Genomic DNA, 18208 nt, shown 5'->3' on the forward strand with positions numbered 1-18208 from the left:
CTCTTTCTCCCACTCCCTCCCTCCACGAATCCCAACCCCAAAACCCCGCCCCCCCCCCCCCCCCCCCCCCCCCCCCCCCCCCAACCCCCACCACCCCCCCCCCCCCCCCCCCCCCCCCCCCCCCCCCCCCCACCGCCGTTTTACGTCTACGGGCGCGTCAGGGGCGCTCGTTGCCCAGGTGGTGCACCCGGACCATGTTCGTGGTGCCGGGGACGCCGGGGGGCGAGCCGGCGGTGATGATCATGGTGTCGCCCTTGTTGTAGCGCTGGAGCTTGAGCAGCTCGGCGTCCACCAGGTCGACCATCGCGTCGGTGTTGTCGACGTGCGGCACCACATAGGTCTCCACGCCCCAGCTCAGCGCGAGCTGCGAGCGGGTGGCCGGGTCGGTGGTGAAGGCCAGGATCGGCTGCACGGTGCGGTAGCGCGAGAGGCGGCGGGCGGTGTCACCGGACTTGGTGAACGCCACCAGCGCCTTGCCGTTGAGGAAGTCGGCCATCTCGCAGGCCGCGCGGGCCACCGCACCGCCCTGCGTACGCGGCTTCTTGCCGGGTACCAGCGGCTGGAGGCCCTTGGACAGCAGCTCTTCCTCCGCGGCCTCGACGATCTTCGACATCGTCTTGACGGTCTCGATCGGGTAGGCGCCGACCGAGGACTCGGCGGAGAGCATGACCGCGTCGGCGCCGTCGAGGATGGCGTTGGCGACGTCGGACGCCTCGGCGCGGGTCGGCCGCGAGTTGGTGATCATCGACTCCATCATCTGGGTCGCGACGATCACCGGCTTGGCGTTCCGGCGGCACAGCTCCACCAGGCGCTTCTGCACCATCGGGACCTTCTCCAGCGGGTACTCCACCGCCAGGTCACCACGGGCGACCATGACGGCGTCGAAGGCCATCACGACCTCCTGCATGTTGGCGACCGCCTGCGGCTTCTCGACCTTGGCGATGACCGGGACCCGGCGGCCCACCTCGTCCATGACGCGGTGCACGTCCTGGACGTCCTTGGCGTCGCGGACGAAGGACAGCGCGACCATGTCGCAGCCCAGGTTCAGGGCGAACTTCAGGTCGTCGATGTCCTTCTCGGACAGGGCCGGGACGTTCACCGCCGCGCCGGGCAGGTTGATGCCCTTGTGGTCGGAGATGACGCCGCCCTCGATGACGATGGTGCGCACGTTCGCGCCGTCGACCTCGACGACCTGGAGTGCCACGTTGCCGTCGTTGATCAGGATCGGGTCGCCCTTGGAGACGTCACCGGGCAGACCCTTGTAAGTGGTGCCGCAGATGGTCTTGTCGCCGGGCACGTCGTCGGTGGTGATGACGAACTCGTCACCGCGCACCAGCTCCACGGGGCCGTCGGCGAAGGTCTCCAGGCGGATCTTGGGGCCCTGGAGGTCGGCGAGCACGCCGAGGGCGCGGCCGGTCTCCTCGGAGGCCTTGCGGACGCGGTGGTACCGCTCCTCGTGCTCCGAGTGGGTCCCGTGGCTCATGTTGAAACGGGCCACGTTCATGCCGGCCTCGAGCAGCGTCTTCAGCTGGTCGTAGGAGTCGACGGCGGGGCCCAGGGTGCAGACGATTTTGGAACGGCGCATGGGCGGAATCCTATCGGTTTGTTTCGGAGCGGAATATTTCAGGTGGCAGAAACACCAAGCCCTAGCCGCTGACCAGGGCATATGTCTGCTGAGCGATCTCCAGCTCTTCGTCGGTGGGGACAACGGCGACCGCGACGCGGGCGTACTCGGGGGAGATCAGCCGGGCCTCGCCGGACCGTACGTCATTCAGGGAGGCGTCCACGGCCATGCCCAGCTCCTCCAGGCCCGCGACGGCCGCGGCGCGCACCGGGGCGGCGTTCTCGCCGACGCCCGCGGTGAACGCCACCGCGTCGACCCGGCCGAGCACCGCGCTGTAGGCGCCGATGTACTTCTTCAGCCGGTGGATGTAGATGTCGAAGGCGAGCTGGGCCCGCTCGTCACCCTCCTCGATCCGGCGGCGGATCTCGCGCATGTCGTTGTCGCCGCACAGCCCGAGCAGGCCGCTCTTCTTGTTGAGCAGCTCGTCGATCTCGTCCGCCGACATCCCGGCCACCCGCATGAGGTGGAAGGTCACCGCGGGATCGATGTCACCGGAGCGGGTACCCATCACCAGGCCCTCCAAAGGCGTCAGCCCCATGGAGGTGTCCACACAGCGGCCGCCGGCCACCGCCGACGCGGACGCGCCGTTGCCCAGGTGCAGCACGATGACGTTGACCTCGGCGGGGTCCTTGCCCAGCAGCGCGGCCGTGCGGCGCGAGACGTAGGCGTGCGAGGTGCCGTGGAAGCCGTAGCGGCGGATCCGGTGCGCGTCGGCGGTCTCGGTGTCCAGGGCGTAGCGGGCCGCGTGCTCCGGCATCGTGGTGTGGAAGGCGGTGTCGAAGACCGCGACCTGCGGCAGGTCCGGGCGCAGCGCCCGGGCGGTCTTGATGCCGGTGATGTTCGCCGGGTTGTGCAGCGGCGCGACCGGCACCAGCCGCTCGATCTCCGTCAGCACCTCGTCGTCGATCACGGTCGGGGCGGTGAACCTCAACCCGCCGTGCACGACGCGGTGGCCGATCGCGGCCAGCTCGGGGGAGTCCAGCCCCAGCCCGTCGGCGGCCAGCTCCGCGGCGACGGCCTTCAGCGCCGCCTCGTGATCGGCGATCGGGCCCTCGCTCTCGCGCCGGTCCCCGCCGGCGGCCAGCGGGGTGTGCACCAGGCGCGAGGTGTCCTCGCCGATCCGCTCGACCAGGCCGGCGGCCAAGCGGGCGTCGTCGGCCATGTCGAGGAGCTGGTATTTCACCGACGACGAGCCGGAGTTCAGGACGAGGACGCGGGTGGGGTTGGCAGTCATGAAGCGCTTTCCGGTGGGGTGGGGGAGGGACGGGGGCGGGCGGGTCAGCCGGTGGGGCCGGCGCCGGGGCGGTCGCCCTGCGCCTGGATGGCGGTGATGGCGACGGTGTTGACGATGTCCTGGACCAGCGCGCCGCGCGAGAGGTCGTTGACCGGCTTGCGCAGGCCCTGCAGGACCGGGCCGACGGCGACCGCGCCCGCCGAACGCTGCACCGCCTTGTAGGTGTTGTTGCCGGTGTTGAGGTCCGGGAAGATCAGCACGGTGGCCTTGCCGGCGACGTCGGAGCCGGGCAGCTTGGTCTCGGCGACCGCCGCGTCCACCGCCGCGTCGTACTGGATCGGGCCCTCGACCAGCAGGTCGGGGCGCCGCTCGCGGACCAGCTCGGTGGCCTTGCGGACCTTGTCGACGTCCGCGCCGGAGCCGGAGGTGCCGGTGGAGTACGACAGCATCGCGATCCGCGGCTCGACGCCGAACCGGGCGGCGGTGGTGGCCGACTGGATGGCGATGTCGGCCAACTGCTCGGCGTTCGGGTCGGGGTTGACCGCGCAGTCGCCGTAGACCAGGACGCGGTCGGCCAGGCACATGAAGAACACCGACGACACGATCTGGGCGCCCGGCCGGGTCTTGATGATCTCGAAGGCGGGCCGGATGGTGGCCGCGGTGGAGTGCACCGCGCCGGAGACCATGCCGTCGGCCAGGCCCTCCTGGACCATCAGCGTGCCGAAGTAGGAGACGTCGGCGACGATGTCGTAGGCCAGCTCCTGGCTGACGCCCTTGTGCGCCCGCAGTTGCGCGTACTGCTCGGCGAACCGCTCGCGCAGCGGCGAGGTCTGCGGGTCGATGATCTGCGCCCCGGACAGGTCGATGGCGAGGTCCGCGGCGCGCTTGCGGATCGCCTCCTCCTCGCCCAGCAGGGTCAGCTCGCACACGTCGCGGCGCAGCAGCACGTCCGCGGCGCGCAGGACGCGTTCCTCGGTGCCCTCGGGCAGGACGACGCGGCGGCGGCCGGAGCGGGAGCGCTCGATCAGCTCGTGTTCGAACATCATCGGCGTGACGCGGCCGGAACGGGCGACGGAGATACGGTTCGTCAGCTCCGTGGTGTCCACATGCCGCTCGAACAGGCCCAGGGCGGTCTCCGCCTTGCGCGGCGAGGCGGCGTTGAGCTTGCCCTCGATGGCGAACAGCTCGCCGGCGGTGGGGAAGGACCCGCCGGGCACCGAGACGACCGGCGTACCGGGCGCGAGCCGGCCGGCCAGCGCCATGATGTCCGGGCCGGGCCGCTCGTCGAGGGTCAGCAGTACGCCCGCGATGGGCGGGGCGCCGGCGCTGTGCGCGGCGAGCGAGCCGATGACCAGATCGGCCCGGTCCCCGGGGGTGACGACGAGGCAGCCGGGCGTCAGCGCCTTGAGGAACCTCGGCAGCATCGCGCCGCCGAAGACGAAGTCCCGGGCGTCCCTGGCGAGTCCGGAGGTGTCGCCGAGCAGCACCTCGGCGCCGAGGGTGTGCACGATCTGCCCGACGGTCGGGGCGGAGAGCGAGCCGTCTTCGGGCAGCACGTAGCAGGGCACGGGCAGGCGGGCGGAGAGCCGCTCGGCGATGGCCTCGCGGGTCTGGGGGTCGACGCGGTTGACGACCATGGCGACGACATCGCAGCCCAGCGAGTGGTAGGCGCGGTAGGCGTTGCGGGCCTCGGCGCGGACCGTTTCCGCTTCCTGGCCCTGGCCGCCCACCACGGCGATCACCGAGGCGCCGAACTCGTTGGCGAGCCGGGCGTTGAGGTTCAGTTCGGCCGGCAGGTTGGTGGCGGCGTAGTCGGAGCCGAGCACCAGGACGTATTCGTACTCCCGGGCGACGCGGTGAAAGCGCTCGACGAGCCGGGAGACCAGCTCGTCGGTGCCGCGTTCGGCCTGGAGGGTGCCGGCTTCCTCGTACCCGATGCCGTATACGGTCTCGGCGGTCTGGGTGAGGCGGTAACGCGCCCGCAGCAGATCGAACAGGCGGTCGGGTCCGTCGTGGACCAGCGGGCGGAAGACCCCCACCCGGTCGACATGGCGGGTCAGGAGCTCCATGACTCCCAGCTCGATGACCTGGCGGCCGTCGCCGCGGTCGATCCCGGTCACGTACACGCTGCGCGTCACGCGTGCTCTCCGATCCATTCCGTTGCTCGCACGGTCAAATTACCCTTTATGGTGGGCTTGCCCCTCTTGACAATACCCGCGCTTGTGGATAGGCCGCTCTCCCAGTTTCCCCTGAACAGCCTGTGAGGAGACAGTAGGGGTCCCCCTCGCGTGAGGGCCGGGCCGGTCCGCCCGTGAAACAATCGGACCGGCTCTCACGAACCGACAGCGAGCACAGGAGACACAGCACGATGCGTATCGGAGTCCTCACCGCAGGCGGCGACTGCCCCGGCCTGAACGCTGTGATCCGGTCTGTTGTCCACCGCGCCCTCACCGGCCACGACGACGAGGTCATCGGCTTCGAGGACGGTTTCCGCGGCCTGCTCGACGGCCGCTTCCGCAAGCTCGACCTCGACGCGGTCAGCGGCATCCTCGCCCGCGGCGGCACCATCCTCGGCTCCACCCGCCTGGAGCGCGACCGGCTCCGCGAGGCGTGCGAGAGCGCCAAGGACCTTTCCAAGGACTACGGCATCGACGTCCTCATCCCGATCGGCGGCGAGGGCACGCTCACCGCGGCCCGGATGCTCTCCGACGCCGGGATGCCGGTCGTCGGCGTCCCGAAGACCATCGACAACGACATCTCCTCCACCGACCGCACCTTCGGCTTCGACACCGCTGTCGGCGTCGCCACCGAGGCAATCGACCGCCTCAAGACCACCGCCGAGTCGCACCAGCGCGTGATGGTCGTCGAGGTCATGGGCCGGCACGCGGGATGGATCGCGCTGGAGTCGGGGATGGCCGGCGGCGCCCACGGCATCTGCCTGCCCGAGCGCCCCTTCGACGTCAACGACCTGGTCAAGATGGTCGAGGAGCGGTTCGCCCGCGGCAAGAAGTTCGCGGTGGTCTGCGTCGCCGAGGGCGCGCACCCGGCCGCGGAGACCATGGACTACAAAAAGGGCGCGATCGACCAGTTCGGCCACGAGCGCTTCACCGGCATCGGCAACCACCTCGCCACCGAGCTGGAGAAGCGCCTGGGCAAGGAGGCCCGCCCGGTCATCCTCGGCCACGTCCAGCGCGGCGGCACCCCCACCGCCTACGACCGGGTGCTCGCCACCCGCTTCGGCTGGCACGCCGTCGAGGCCGCGCACCGCGGCGACTTCGGCAAGATGACCGCGCTGCGCGGCACCGACATCACGATGGTGCCGCTGGCCGAGGCGGTCACCGAACTCAAGACGGTGCCCGCGGACCGCATGGACGAGGCCGAGTCGGTCTTCTAGCCCGGCTCCGCTCCCGCGTACGTCGACGGCGGCGCGCCCTCCCCCGGGTGGGGGAAGGCGCGCCGCCGTTGTCATGCGCCGTCACTGCGCGCCGATGGCCTCCAGCATGTTCAGCCGGGCGGCCCGGCGGGCCGGCCACAGCGCGGCCAGCACCCCCACGACCAGCGCGATCAGCGTGAACAGGCCGAGCCGGCCCCACGGCAGCACCATCTCGTACGCCGGGAACGACGAGCCGACCATGCTGCCGCCGGCCCAGGCCAGGAAGACGCCGACGCCGATGCCGAGCACCGCGCCGAAGAGCGAGAGGACCACCGACTCCAGCCGGACCATCTGCTTGATCCCGCCGCGCGAGAGCCCGATGGCCCGCAGCATCCCTATCTCCCGGGTCCGCTCGAACACCGACATGGCCAGGGTGTTGACGACGCCGACGACCGCGATGACGACGGCCATGCCCAGCAGCCCGTAGACCATGTTCAGGATGGTGTCGATCTGCCCGGCGTTCTCCTTGCGCAGATCGTCGTGGTTCTGGATCTTCAGCAGCGGGCTGTCGCCGAGGGCGTGCCGGATGTCCTTGACCAGCGCCTCGGAGCCGCCGTCTGCCGCCTTGACCAGGAGTTCGTCGTTCTTGATCCGGTTCAGGTGCGGGTCCACCAGCCGGGTGGAGGCGAACGACTCACCCAGCACCGGGTTGTCCTCGTAGACGGCGGCGATCTTCAGCTTCGTCGTCTTCTTCTCGTCGAACTCCACGCTCACCACGTCGCCGGCGTGCCAGCCGTGCTCCTTGGCCCCGGTCCGGGAAACCGCCACACCGCCGGCCCGGACGCCGGCCAGCGAGCCTTCGCGGAAGGTGAGCCGGGTGACCTTGTCGATCTGCGCGAGGTCGGTGCCGCGTACGTAGCCGAAGCCGCCGCCGGTCTGGAAACCCGCCCCGCGCAAGGGGGCCACCGCCTCGACGCCCGGCACCTTCGCGACCTTCTCGGACAGCTTCGGGTCCAGCCCGACGTAGGTGGACGTCTTGACCTGGTAGTCGGCCGTCAGGCCGGTGGCGGCCATCTTGTCCATGGCCACCTGCGCGGAGTGCCCGACGACCGTCATGCCGGTGATAAGGGTGAGGCCGATCATCAGGGCCGAGGCGGTGGCCGCGGTACGGCGCGGATTGCGCAGCGCGTTCTGCTGGGCCAGCTTGCCGCTGACGCCGAACAGCCGGGTGGTGAGCCGGCCGGCCAGCGCGACCAGCGGCCGGGACAGCAGCGGGGCGAGGATGATCACGCCGACCAGGGTCAGCATCGAGCCCGCCATGGCGATCGGCAGATCGTCACCGGACGTCAGGGTGGAGACCCAGAGCATGACGGCCACGCCGGTGCCGGTGACGACCGCGCCGAGGGAGTTGCGCAGGACCAGGCCGCGCGGCGCGGGCGGCGCCTCGGCGGAGTTGAGCGCCTCCACGGGGGCGATCCTGGCCGCCTTGCGGGACGGCAGCCACGCCGCGAGAACGGTCACCACGACGCCCACCCCCAGCGCGGAGAGCACCGCGGCCGGGCTGATGACGAGGGGCCCGTCGGGGAAACCGGCGCCGTTCGCGTCCAGCACGGCCCGCAGTCCCACCGCGATGCCCGTGCCCAGCGCGAAGCCGACGACGGAGGAGATCAGCCCCAGCAGTCCGGCCTCCGCCAGCACCGAGCGGACCACCTGGCGGCGCGAGGCGCCGACCGCGCGCAGCAGCGCGATCTCGCGGCTGCGCTGGGAGATGAGCATGGTGAAGGTGTTGGCGATGATGAAGACGCCGACGAACAGGGCGATACCGGCGAAGGTCAGCAGGGTCTTGCTCAGCGCGCTGTTCTGCATGGCGATCATGCGGCTCTGCTCGGCCGCGAGTTCCTGGCCGCTGACGGCGTGGGCACGGCCCTTGGGCAGCACCTCGCGCACCTTCGCGGTCAGCGCCCGCTGGTCGGTGCCCGGTGCGGCGGCCACGACCAGCTCGTCGAACTGGCCGGGGTGCAGATACAGCTTCTGCGCGGTCGCGGTGTCGAACAGCGCGAGGCTGCCGCCCGCGGTGACCTGCGGGTCGTCGGTCGCGACGATGCCGACCAGTTTCTTCTTCAGCACCGGACCGTCGATGGCGAACCGCACGGTGTCACCGAGGGAGTAGCCGGCGGCCCGCGCGGTGGTCTCGGCCAGCGCGATCTCACCGGGGCCGGCCGGGCCGCGGCCGCGCACCAGCGGGTAGCGGCTGTCCGTGCCGTCCTTGCCCGGCTGGTAGTTGGCGGCGCGGTTCTGCCAGCCGTTGCCGATCGGCTGGTCGTCGGTGCCGGCCAGGGTCGCCTGGCCGGTGACGTCGGAGCGTACGGACGCGACGCCCGGCAGCGCGCGGATGCGGTCCGCCAGCTCGTCGTCGAGGGCGGTGGCCCGCTTGCCGTCCTCCTCGGCCGCCGGGCCCTCGTCGTCGGAGAGGGCCTCGACGGAGACGGCCACGTCCTTGAGGTTCTTGGCGGAGGCGGATCTGACCGCCTCGCCGACGGTGTCGCTGAAGATGAGGGTGCCGGAGACGAAGGCGACGCCGAGGAGGACCGCGAGCGCGGTCATCATCAGGCGGGCTTTGTGCGCGAGGACATTGCGCAGGGCGGTTCGCAGCATGGTGGTGGTGTCAGTCCTGGAGTCCGGGGCGGGAGAGGCGGAAGGGGGCGGCGGGCGTCGCGCGCGAGGGCCGGGGCCCGGCGTCAGCTCGTACGGCCCTTGGAGTCGAACAGCCGCATCCGGTCCAGGACGGCGTCGGGGGTCGGCTCGTGCAGCTCCTCGACGATCCGGCCGTCCGCGAGGAAGACCACCCGGTCCGCGTAGCTCGCGGCGACCGGGTCGTGGGTGACCATCACCACGGTCTGGTCCATCGCCCGCACCGATTCGCGCAGGAAGCCCAGGACCTCCGCGCCGGAGCGGGAGTCGAGGTTGCCGGTCGGCTCGTCCGCGAAGATGATCTCCGGCTGGGCGGCCAGCGCCCGTGCGACCGCGACCCGCTGCTGCTGGCCGCCGGAGAGCTGCGCGGGACGGTGGGCGAGCCGGCCGGACAGGCCGACGGTCTCGATGACGGTGTTCAGCCACTGCCGGTCGGGCTTGCGGCCCGCTATGTCCATGGGCAGCGTGATGTTCTCCAGCGCGGTCAGCGTCGGCAGGAGGTTGAACGCCTGGAAGACGAAGCCGACCTTGTCGCGGCGCAGCCGGGTGAGCTGCTTGTCCTGGAGCGACGCCAGCTCGGTGTCGCCGATCCGCGCGGAGCCCGACGAGATCGAGTCCAGCCCGGCCATGCAGTGCATCAGCGTCGACTTGCCGGAGCCGGACGGGCCCATGATGGCGGTGAACCGGGCCTTGCCGAACTCCACCGAGACGGAGTCCAGCGCGACCACGCGGGTCTCCCCCTGGCCGTAGACCTTGCTCAGGTCCGTGGCGCGCGCGGCGACGGCCGCGGTGGCTCGGGCGGGGGCGGGGGAACCGGGGAAACCTTCAAAGGCTGCCGCGTGGGACACGGGGGACTCCTGGAGAGGGACGGACGTGGTGACGTTCCCATTCTCGAACGCGCAGGTCAGCCCGTCCTCAGCCGCAAGGACCGAAACCGCACCGGCCGGAAGTCGCAACCGGGGCCGCGCCGTCATCCTCTGGACGGACGCCCGTCCGACCTGTGACCGACGGCGGTCCTCAGGGTCCGGCCGGGCTCAGCGCTGCCCGGCCCGCCGCCAGAACTCCTCCAGGATGGTGTCCAGGAAGACCTGCCCGGCCTTGCCGGACACGTCGGCGCTCTCGCCGCCGCCCCAGTTCAGGGTCGCGGTCATCGTCGCCTGATAGTCGCCGTGCAGCCCCTGGAGGATGTCCTGGAGGTGCTCCTTGGGCAGCGGGACGAGCTTGCCGACCGGCCGCACGTACGCCTGCCAGCGGGTGGTCGCGGCGCTGGTGAGCAACTCGGTGAGCTTGGCGTCCTGGCCGGTGAAGCGGACCAGCGCGGGCATCGGCAGGCGCAGTGCCTCGGCGAGCGCCGCGGCCTGCCGGTCGTTGCCGCTCCAGCGGCCGCCGGCCTCCAGCCGCTCGTACGCCGCGGGGTCCATCCCGATGCTCATGGCCAGCTCGGCGGGGGCGAGACCGAGCGCGAGGCGGTATTCGCGCAGCGTGCCGGGCGCGCCGAGGAGTTCGGCGGGCGCGCACCACAGGGCACCGGCCAGGGCGGTCAGCTCCGCTTCGGTGGGAGCGCTCTCGCCCAGTTCCCACGACGCCACCGTCGAGGGGGAGAGGCGGATGCCGTAGGCGGCCCAGATGCCGTAGGCGACATGGGCGTGGGTCATGCCGAGGGCCTCGCGGAGCCGTCGGGCGGCCTCGGCGTCGAATGGGGGCCTGTGCGACTCCCCGGCGTGCGTGTTCACCGGCATACGGTAAGTGACGAGTCGCTCATACACCTATGGTGCGTACGCCCAAGTCTGAATGTCGTAGGAACCTACGGACGGGCCGGTTTTGCCGCGGTTGCCGGAAATCCCGGTCCGGGGCCCGGAACCTCAGGCTGCCCAGTCGACCGCCGTTCAACCCTTCACCGCCCCGCCGAGCGCGAAACCGCCGCCCAGCCGCCTGGCGATCAGCAGGTACAGAAGGATCACCGGGGTCGAGTACAGGATCGAGAACGCGGCGAGCTCGCCGAACGCGACGGCGCCGTGGTTGCCGAAGAACGTGAAGACGCTGACGGACGCGGGCAGCCGCTCCGGGGAGAGCAGCAGCATGAACGGAACGAAGAAATTCCCCCACATCATGACGAAGGTGTAGATCGTCACCACGGCGAAACCGGGCCCCATCAGCGGCAGGATCACCCGCAGCAGAGTCTGCCCCCAGGAAGCGCCGTCCGTCCAGGCCGCCTCCTCCAAAACCCTGGGCACCCCGTCCATGAAGTTCTTCATCAGCCAGATGGCGAAGGGCAGTTGGGTGGCGGCCAGGAAGAGCATCGTGCCGTGCGGGGTGTCGATCAGATCGACCCGCACGAACAACCCGTAGACCGGGACCATGAGCGCGGTGATTGGCAGACAGGTCGAGAACAGGATCGTCAGCAGGTACGGGCGGCTGAAGCGGGCCCGGAAGCGGGAGAGCGGATAGGCGGCCGGCGCCGCGCACGCCACCGTCACCAAGGTCCCCCCGCCGCACAGCAGCAGGCTGTTGAGCATCGGCGTGAAGGTGATCCCGTCGGTCCAGACCGCCGAGAAGTTCGCGGTCGTCGGCGGCGCGGGCAGCCGCACCCGCAGCGTCGCCTCGGCGTTCACCGAGGCCAGCACCAGCCACACCAGCGGGACGGCGAACGCCGCCGCCAGGGTCAGCAGCGCCGCGTCGGCGGCCAGCCGCCGGCGGGCGCGGCGGCCGGGGACCGGGCGCATCACACCTCCTCGCGCATCAGGCGCAGATACAGCCCTCCGAACAGCGCGCCCACCACCAAAAGCAGCAGCGCCACCGCGGTGCCGTAGCCGATCAGCGACTTCATGAACGCCTGGTCGTACATGAACACCGGCAGCGTCTGGCTGCGGTTGCCGGGACCGCCGCGGGTCATCGCCCAGATCAGCCCGAAGACGGACAGCGTCTGGAGGGTGTTGAGCATCAGATTGGTGCCGACGGACCGGCGGATCATCGGCAGCGTGATGTGCCACAGCCGTTTCAGCCCGCCCGCGCCGTCGACCGCCGCGGACTCGGTGATCTCCCGGGGAACGCCGGAGAGCGCCGCGGAGTAGAGGAGCATCGAGAAGGCGGTGCCGCGCCAGACGTTGGCGAACGACACCGCCAGGATCGGCAGGCTGAACAGCCAGTCCTGTGCGGGCAGATGCAGCCACGCCAGGACGGCGTTGAGGGTGCCGCGCCGCTCGAAGAAGGTGTAGAGCAAGAAGCCCGCGACGATCTCCGGCAGCACCCAGGCGGTGATCACCACCGCGCCGGTCACCGTGCGTACGGGCCGCGAGGCGCGCCGCATCAGGGCGGCCAGCGCCAGACCGAGGGAGTTCTGGCCCACGAGCGAGGACAGCACGGTGAACACCAGCGTCAGCACCACCGCGTGCCGGAAGGCGGCGTCGGCGAAGGCGCGCCGGAAGTTGGCCAGCCCCACGAACGACGCGGCCTCCTGACCGGTGAGCTGGGTGTCGGTGAAGGCCAGGTAGAGGCAGTAGCCGAGCGGGCCGGCGAGGAAGAGCAGCAGCAGGACGGTGGCCGGGACCAGCGGCGACCAGCGCGCCAGGCCGGTGCGGACGGCGGTGCCCCGCCCGCGCGGCCGGTGTGCGGGGCCCGTGGCGACGCGGGTCATGGCTTGGCGACGACCTGGCCGTCCACGAGGGACCTCAGCCGCTCGTCGTAGTCCGCCGCCGCCCGCTCCGGCGAGGCGTCCCCGGCGGTGACGGCCTCCATCGCCTCACCGATCGCCGAGGAGACCTGGGGATAGGCGGGCAGCGCGGGCCGGTACCGGCTGACCTCGACCAGCCCCGTGAAGAAGCCGATGCCCGGCACCGACTTCAGATAGCGCGGATCGCGGGCGACGTCCTTACGGACGGCGATCTGCGCACCGCGCACGCACCATTCCAGGGCGTTCTGCCGGGTCTGCAGCGTCTCGATCAACTTCCAGGCCAGATCCGGCCGTTGGGACTGCCGCGGGATGGACCAGGTCCAGCCGCCGGCGAGGCTGACCCTGCCCGGCGCCGCGCCGTGCTGGGTCGGGAAGGGCGCCTGCCCCAGCGTCGAGGACCACTCCGGCCAGGGGCGTCCGCCTGTCTTCTGCCACTGCTGGCCCAGCCAGGAGCCGTCCAGGGCGATGGCGAGCTTCTCCTCGGGCAGCAGCTCGGCCATGACGTTGGTCTGGATGTTGGGACTGAGCGCGTCCGGAACCTCCGGCCCCAGCTTCTCCTTGTAGACGGTGTCGATGAAGCGCAGGCTGTCGCGGAAGCCCTTGCTGCCGGTGACCCACTTCTTCGCGGCCGGGTCGTAGAGCGGGTGCGCGCCGGTGCCGTACAGCAGCATCTCGAAGCCCTGCATCACCGCCGCCTCGCCCGCGCCCTTGCCGGTGAGGACGTTCAGCGGGATGACGCCGGGGACCTTCCGTTTGATCGCCCGCGCCGCGCCCAGCACGTCGTCCCAGGTCCTGGGCCGCCAGTCGAGCGGCAGACCGGCCTTGTGGAAGAACTTCTTGTTGAACCACAGGCCGCGGGTGTCCGTGCCGTCCGGGACGCCGTAGGTCCTGCCGTCCTGCGCCCGCGCCGCGGACTTCGCGGTCGCCTCGAACCGCGCCCAGTCCGGCCACCGGCCGAGGTAGGCGTCCAGCGGGCGCAGCAGTCCCGCCTTGATGTCGGAGTTGATCAGGAAGGTGTCCTCGTAGACCACGTCGGGTGCGGTCTTCGGGGAGCGCATCATCTGCTGGATCTTGGCGTAGTAGTCGTTCTCGGACGCCTGGATCGGGATGAGCCTGACCTTCTTGCCCGGGTTGGCCTTCTCGAACCTCTCGGCCACGAGGCGGACGTAGTCGTCCCGGACCGTGACCTTGTTGTTGGTGTCCTTGATGAAGGCGACCCTGACGGTGTTCCGCTCGCCACCGGAGCCGCCGCAGGCGGTGAGCGTGCCCGCGGCCAGGACGGCGGCGGTGAGGAGCATCAGCGGGGCGGTGGGGCGCACGGCACGACCTCCAACTAGCCGCGGTGGGCTGCCCGCTGAAAGTAAGTCACCGATCACGGTGGGTCAATGGCCCGACCAGCGGTAGCGCAGTTCCGGACGCCCCACCTGGCCGTACTGCGGCGCCCGCACGGCCCGGCCGCTGTGGACCAGATGCTCCAGATAGCGGCGCGCGGTGATCCGAGAGATGCCGACCTCGGCGGCCGTCTCGGTGGCCGTCAGCCCGCCCCCGGCGGCGCGCAGCACCTCGGTCACCGCCCGCAGCGTCGCCGCGGTCAGCCCTTTGGGCGGCGCGGCGGGCCGGGGCGCGCGCAGGGCGGCGATGGCCCGGTCCACCTCGTCCTGCCCGCTGGCCTCACCGGCGGTCGCGCGGAACTCGGCGTAGCGGATCAGCCGGTCGCGCAGCGTGGAGAAGGTGAACGGCTTCAGGACGTACTGCACGACGCCCAGCGAGACGCCCTCGCGCACCATCGCCAGGTCGCGGGCCGAGGTGACGGCGATGATGTCGGCGCCGTGGCCGGCCGCGCGCAGCGTCCGCACCAGCTTCAGCCCGTGCCCGTCGGGCAGATAGAGGTCGAGCAGCAGCAGGTCGACGCCGTGCTGGTCGAGATGGCGGCGGGCGTCCGCGCCGGAGTGCACGACGGCCGAGACGGTGAAACCGGGCACCCGCCCGACGTAGAGGGCGTGCGCGTCGGCGGCGACCGGATCGTCCTCGACGACGAGGACCCGGATGGCGGAGGGGGTCACCGGCCACATCCTCTCTCGGCCGGACGCCCACCGGAACCGGCCGGACCCCCACCGGAACCGGCCGGACGCCCACCCGCGCCGCTCATGCGGACACCCCCGCGCCCAGCGGCAGCCGTACGGTGAACCGCGCGCCGCCCCCCGGCGCCCCGTCCAGGGCGATCGTGCCGCGATGACGCCGTACGGCCTGCTGGGCCAGCGCCAGGCCCAGGCCGCGGCCCGGGGCGGCCCGGTCGGCGGACGGTTTGGTGCTCCAGCCGCGCCGGAAGATCGCCACCGCGTCGTCCGCGGCCACCCCGGGGCCGTTGTCGGCCACGCACAGCAGCAGCTCACCGCCGTCCGCGCGGGCGGTGACCCGCACCCGGGGCGGGTCGGTGACCCCCGGTGCCTGAGGCGGCGCGGCCGCGTCGATGGCGTTGTCCAGGAGGTTGCCCAGCACCGTCACCAGGTCGCGGGGCGGCAGTCCGGGCGGGATCAGCCGGTCGTCGATCCGGCTGTCGGGGGTCAGGGCCAGCTCGACGCCGCGCTCGTTGGCCTGCGCGGCCTTGCCGAGCAGCAGCGCGGCGAGCACCGGCTCGGCGACCGCGCCGACGACCCGGTCCGTCAGCGCCTGGGCCAGTTCCAGCTCGGCCGTCGCGAAGTCCACGGCCTCCTCGGCGCGGCCCAGTTCGATCAGCGAGACAACGGTGTGCAGCCGGTTGGCGGCCTCATGGGCCTGCGAGCGCAGCGCCTCGGTGAAGCCCCGTACCGAATCCAACTCACCGGACAGCGCCTGGAGTTCGGTGTGATCGCGCAACGTGACGACGCTGCCGCGGCGCTCCCCGCCGGAAATCGGGGCGGAGTTGACGACGAGGACCCGCTCGGCCGTCAGATGCAGCTCGTCGACGCGCGGGCCGGGCGACCCCAGTGCCTCGGTCAGCGGCTCCGGCAGCCCCAGCTCGGTCACCAGCCGTCCCACCGCGTCGCCCGGCAGCCCGAGCAGCTCCCGGCCGCCGTCGTTGATCAGGGCGACCCGCCGCTGCCCGTCGAGCATCAGCAGCCCCTCGCGTACGGCGTGCAGCGCGGCCTGGTGGTAGTCGTGCATCCGGCTCAGCTCGGCGGCGTTCATGCCGTGGGTGTGCCGCCGCAGCCGGGCGTTGACGACGTACGTCCCGGCGCCGCCGAGCGCCAGCGCCGCCGCCGCGACGCCGGCCAGCGCCAGCACCTGGTCGCGCAACTGCGCGCTGATCGTCTCGATGGTGATGCCGGAGCTGACCAGCGCCGTGATCCGGCCGCCGCGCAGCGGGTCACGGACCGGCGCGACGACCCGCACGGACGGCCCCAGCACCCCCAGATGCGTCTCGGGGAAGATCCGCCCGCGCAGCGCGGGACCGATGTGCCCGAGATACTTCCCGCCGATCGCGGACGGCTGAGGGTGCGTCCAGCGCGTCCCGTCCGGGGCCATCACCACCACGAAGTCGACCCCCGCGTCCCGGCGCAGCCGCTCGGCGTACGGCTGGAGCGCGGCCGTGGGGTCCTTCGCGCGGGCCGCCGCCACCACGGCGGGGGAGTCGGCGACGGCGGTGGCCGCCGCGGTCGCCTGCCGCCGCGCGGTCTCCTCCGCCTGCCGGCCCGCGCTGAGATACGCGAAGACGGCGCAGCCCACGACCACCGCCGCCACCAGCACGACCTGCATCGCGAAGAGCTGCCCGGCCAGGCTGCGGGGGCCGCGCAGCCGCGGGGACGGCCGGTTTCGGGTCAGGCTCATGCGTAACAGTCTGCACGGTCACTTTTATCGTGAACGAAATGCACGCAAGGGTGACGGGCGCCACACGGGCGTGCATAGTCGCCGGGACCTGTCGTGCGTCCCGGCCGTGGAACAAACGGAGCCGCACAGCCGCAGATCAGCAGCGCAGAACCGTATACCGAGGAGGCAGCCGTGGCTGCACAGACCCCGCCGTCCGGGGGGACCACCGAGGCAACCGCCCCCAAGAAGCGCGACCGGACCCCCTTTCTCTATCTCGCCGTGATCGGCGCGGTGGTGCTCGGCATCATCGTGGGCTTCGCCGCCCCCGGTGTCGCCGTGGCACTCAAACCGCTCGGCACCGGGTTCGTGAACCTCATCAAGATGATGATCTCGCCGATCATCTTCTGCACCATCGTGCTGGGCGTCGGATCGGTGCGTAAGGCCGCCAAGGTCGGGGCGGTGGGCGGCCTGGCGCTCGGCTACTTCATGGTGATGTCCACCGTCGCGCTGGCCATCGGCCTGGTCGTGGGCAACCTCCTGGACCCCGGCTCGGGCCTGCATCTGACCGACAGCGTGCGGCACGCGGGCCACGCCCAGACCGGGGGCGACGCCAAGAGCCTGCCCGAGTTCCTGCTCGGCATGATCCCGACCACGCTGGTCTCCGCCTTCACCAAGGGCGAGGTGCTCCAGACGCTGCTGGTGGCGCTGCTGGTCGGCTTCGCCCTCCAGGCGCTGGGCACGGCGGGCGAGCCCGTGCTGCGCGGTGTGGGGCACCTCCAGAAGCTGGTCTTCCGGGTGCTGTCGATGATCATGTGGGTGGCTCCGGTGGGTGCCTTCGGCGCCATCGCGGCGGTGGTCGGCGAGACCGGTCTGGGCGCGCTGAGGTCCCTGGCCGTCATCATGGTCGGCTTCTATGTCACCTGCCTGCTGTTCGTGCTGGTCGTGCTCGGCGCGCTGCTGCGGCTGGTGGCGGGCGTGAACATCTTCCTGCTGCTGAAGTACCTGGCGCGGGAGTTCCTGCTGATCCTGTCCACCTCCTCCTCGGAGTCGGCGCTGCCCCGGCTGATCGCGAAGATGGAGCACCTGGGCGTCAGCAAGCCGGTGGTGGGCATCACCGTCCCCACCGGCTACAGCTTCAACCTCGACGGCACCGCCATCTACCTGACGATGTCCTCGCTGTTCGTGGCCGAGGCGATGGGCCGGCCGCTCGCGCTCGGGCAGCAGATCTCGCTGCTGGTCTTCATGATCATCGCGTCGAAGGGCGCGGCGGGGGTGACCGGCGCGGGCCTGGCGACGCTGGCCGGCGGCCTCCAGTCGCACCGTCCGGAACTGGTCGACGGCGTCGGCCTGATCGTCGGCATCGACCGCTTCATGAGCGAGGCGCGGGCGATGACCAACTTCGCGGGCAACGCGGTGGCCACGGTCCTGGTCGGCACCTGGACCAAGGAGGTCGACAAGGCGCGGGTCGCCGAGGTGCTGGCCGGCCGGGCGCCGTTCGACGAGGAGACCCTCACCGACGACGCGCACGGCGAGGCGCCCGGCGCGCAGGCCACCGAGCCGCGCGAGGATAGCCCGAAGGAGTCCGCGGGCGTCTGAGATCCGGCGCGCGGAAAGACGGCGCGAAGACGGGGGGCGGGCGCCGCGCGGCGCCCGCTCCTCCGTCATCCCGCCACCCCTCCGGACGGCCCCCCTCCACGCCATCTGACCTGCTGTTTCCCCTGCTGATCGATCGTCACCGGCCGATTGTCAGTGCCCCCTGGGAGCATGTTCTCAGCGGCGGAAAAGCCGCCGCTGACAGGCCGTGCGCGGCCCGAATGAGGGGTGGTAAAT

The 18208-nt window shown here is 71.5% G+C and carries 13 protein-coding genes; 2 read left to right on the plus strand and 11 right to left on the minus strand.

From position 1 onward, the window contains the following. Window positions 1-157: 157 nt before the first annotated feature. From pyk to pta, 3 genes are all read right to left on the minus strand, one after another. Window positions 158-1585, minus strand: coding sequence for a pyruvate kinase (gene pyk, locus ACZ45Z_RS13160; RefSeq protein ID WP_468360861.1), 1428 nt, complete (start codon window positions 1583-1585; stop codon window positions 158-160). Between the two features lie 61 nt (window positions 1586-1646). Next, window positions 1647-2858 carry an acetate kinase gene (locus ACZ45Z_RS13165; protein WP_468360864.1) on the minus strand — a complete coding sequence of 404 codons (1212 nt, stop codon included), beginning with the start codon at window positions 2856-2858 and terminating at the stop codon, window positions 1647-1649. Between the two features lie 44 nt (window positions 2859-2902). Then, window positions 2903-4996 (minus strand): phosphate acetyltransferase, encoded by a 2094-nt coding sequence (gene pta, locus ACZ45Z_RS13170; protein ID WP_468360867.1) that lies wholly within the window; start codon window positions 4994-4996, stop codon window positions 2903-2905. 230 nt (window positions 4997-5226) lie between these two features. Here pta and ACZ45Z_RS13175 point away from each other — a divergent pair, with 230 nt between their 5' ends. Next, window positions 5227-6252 carry an ATP-dependent 6-phosphofructokinase gene (locus tag ACZ45Z_RS13175; RefSeq protein WP_468360870.1) on the plus strand — a complete coding sequence of 342 codons (1026 nt, stop codon included), beginning with the start codon at window positions 5227-5229 and terminating at the stop codon, window positions 6250-6252. Window positions 6253-6333: 81 nt separating this feature from the next. On the opposite strand, the gene ACZ45Z_RS13180 is transcribed toward ACZ45Z_RS13175, so the two are convergent. The 8 genes from ACZ45Z_RS13180 to ACZ45Z_RS13215 form a co-directional block, all read right to left on the minus strand. After that, window positions 6334-8886: an ABC transporter permease gene (locus tag ACZ45Z_RS13180; RefSeq protein WP_468360873.1), complete on the minus strand. Its 2553-nt coding sequence runs from the start codon at window positions 8884-8886 to the stop codon at window positions 6334-6336. A gap of 83 nt (window positions 8887-8969) precedes the next feature. Then, window positions 8970-9770, minus strand: a complete 801-nt coding sequence (locus ACZ45Z_RS13185; protein ID WP_468360876.1) for an ABC transporter ATP-binding protein — start codon at window positions 9768-9770, stop codon at window positions 8970-8972. A 186-nt stretch (window positions 9771-9956) separates the two neighbouring features. After that, window positions 9957-10661: a helix-turn-helix domain-containing protein gene (locus tag ACZ45Z_RS13190; RefSeq protein WP_468360879.1), complete on the minus strand. Its 705-nt coding sequence runs from the start codon at window positions 10659-10661 to the stop codon at window positions 9957-9959. Between the two features lie 147 nt (window positions 10662-10808). Beyond that, on the minus strand, window positions 10809-11645 hold the full coding sequence (locus tag ACZ45Z_RS13195) for a carbohydrate ABC transporter permease (protein ID WP_468360882.1): 837 nt from the start codon (window positions 11643-11645) through the stop codon (window positions 10809-10811). Next, the gene (locus ACZ45Z_RS13200) at window positions 11645-12556 is read right to left on the minus strand and encodes a carbohydrate ABC transporter permease (RefSeq protein ID WP_468360885.1); all 912 of its coding nucleotides are present in this window, start codon (window positions 12554-12556) and stop codon (window positions 11645-11647) included. The genes ACZ45Z_RS13195 and ACZ45Z_RS13200 overlap by 1 nt, the downstream gene beginning before the upstream one ends. Next, window positions 12553-13911, minus strand: a complete 1359-nt coding sequence (locus tag ACZ45Z_RS13205) for an extracellular solute-binding protein (protein ID WP_468360888.1) — start codon at window positions 13909-13911, stop codon at window positions 12553-12555. Before ACZ45Z_RS13205 ends, ACZ45Z_RS13200 begins: the two co-directional genes overlap by 4 nt. Before the next feature lie 63 nt (window positions 13912-13974). Next, window positions 13975-14664, minus strand: a complete 690-nt coding sequence (locus tag ACZ45Z_RS13210; protein ID WP_468360891.1) for a response regulator — start codon at window positions 14662-14664, stop codon at window positions 13975-13977. 73 nt (window positions 14665-14737) lie between these two features. Then, window positions 14738-16399, minus strand: coding sequence for a sensor histidine kinase (locus tag ACZ45Z_RS13215; protein WP_468360894.1), 1662 nt, complete (start codon window positions 16397-16399; stop codon window positions 14738-14740). A 171-nt stretch (window positions 16400-16570) separates the two neighbouring features. Between ACZ45Z_RS13215 and ACZ45Z_RS13220 the strand changes: the two genes are divergently transcribed. Next, on the plus strand, window positions 16571-17974 hold the full coding sequence (locus tag ACZ45Z_RS13220; protein WP_468360897.1) for a cation:dicarboxylate symporter family transporter: 1404 nt from the start codon (window positions 16571-16573) through the stop codon (window positions 17972-17974). Window positions 17975-18208 lie beyond the last annotated feature (234 nt).

The sequence above is a fragment of the Streptomyces sp. NPDC031210 genome, from assembly GCF_055570395.1.

Bases quoted from the DNA above. Each gene is read 5' to 3' on its own strand.
- pyk (WP_468360861.1), bottom strand. From the start codon at position 1,585: ATGCGCCGTTCCAAAATCGTCTGCACCCTGGGCCCCGCCGTCGACTCC.
- ACZ45Z_RS13165 (WP_468360864.1), bottom strand. From the start codon at position 2,858: ATGACTGCCAACCCCACCCGCGTCCTCGTCCTGAACTCCGGCTCGTCG.
- ACZ45Z_RS13175 (WP_468360870.1), top strand. From the start codon at position 5,227: ATGCGTATCGGAGTCCTCACCGCAGGCGGCGACTGCCCCGGCCTGAAC.
- ACZ45Z_RS13180 (WP_468360873.1), bottom strand. From the start codon at position 8,886: ATGCTGCGAACCGCCCTGCGCAATGTCCTCGCGCACAAAGCCCGCCTG.
- ACZ45Z_RS13190 (WP_468360879.1), bottom strand. From the start codon at position 10,661: ATGCCGGTGAACACGCACGCCGGGGAGTCGCACAGGCCCCCATTCGAC.
- ACZ45Z_RS13195 (WP_468360882.1), bottom strand. From the start codon at position 11,645: ATGCGCCCGGTCCCCGGCCGCCGCGCCCGCCGGCGGCTGGCCGCCGAC.
- ACZ45Z_RS13200 (WP_468360885.1), bottom strand. From the start codon at position 12,556: ATGACCCGCGTCGCCACGGGCCCCGCACACCGGCCGCGCGGGCGGGGC.
- ACZ45Z_RS13210 (WP_468360891.1), bottom strand. From the start codon at position 14,664: ATGTGGCCGGTGACCCCCTCCGCCATCCGGGTCCTCGTCGTCGAGGAC.
- ACZ45Z_RS13215 (WP_468360894.1), bottom strand. From the start codon at position 16,399: ATGAGCCTGACCCGAAACCGGCCGTCCCCGCGGCTGCGCGGCCCCCGC.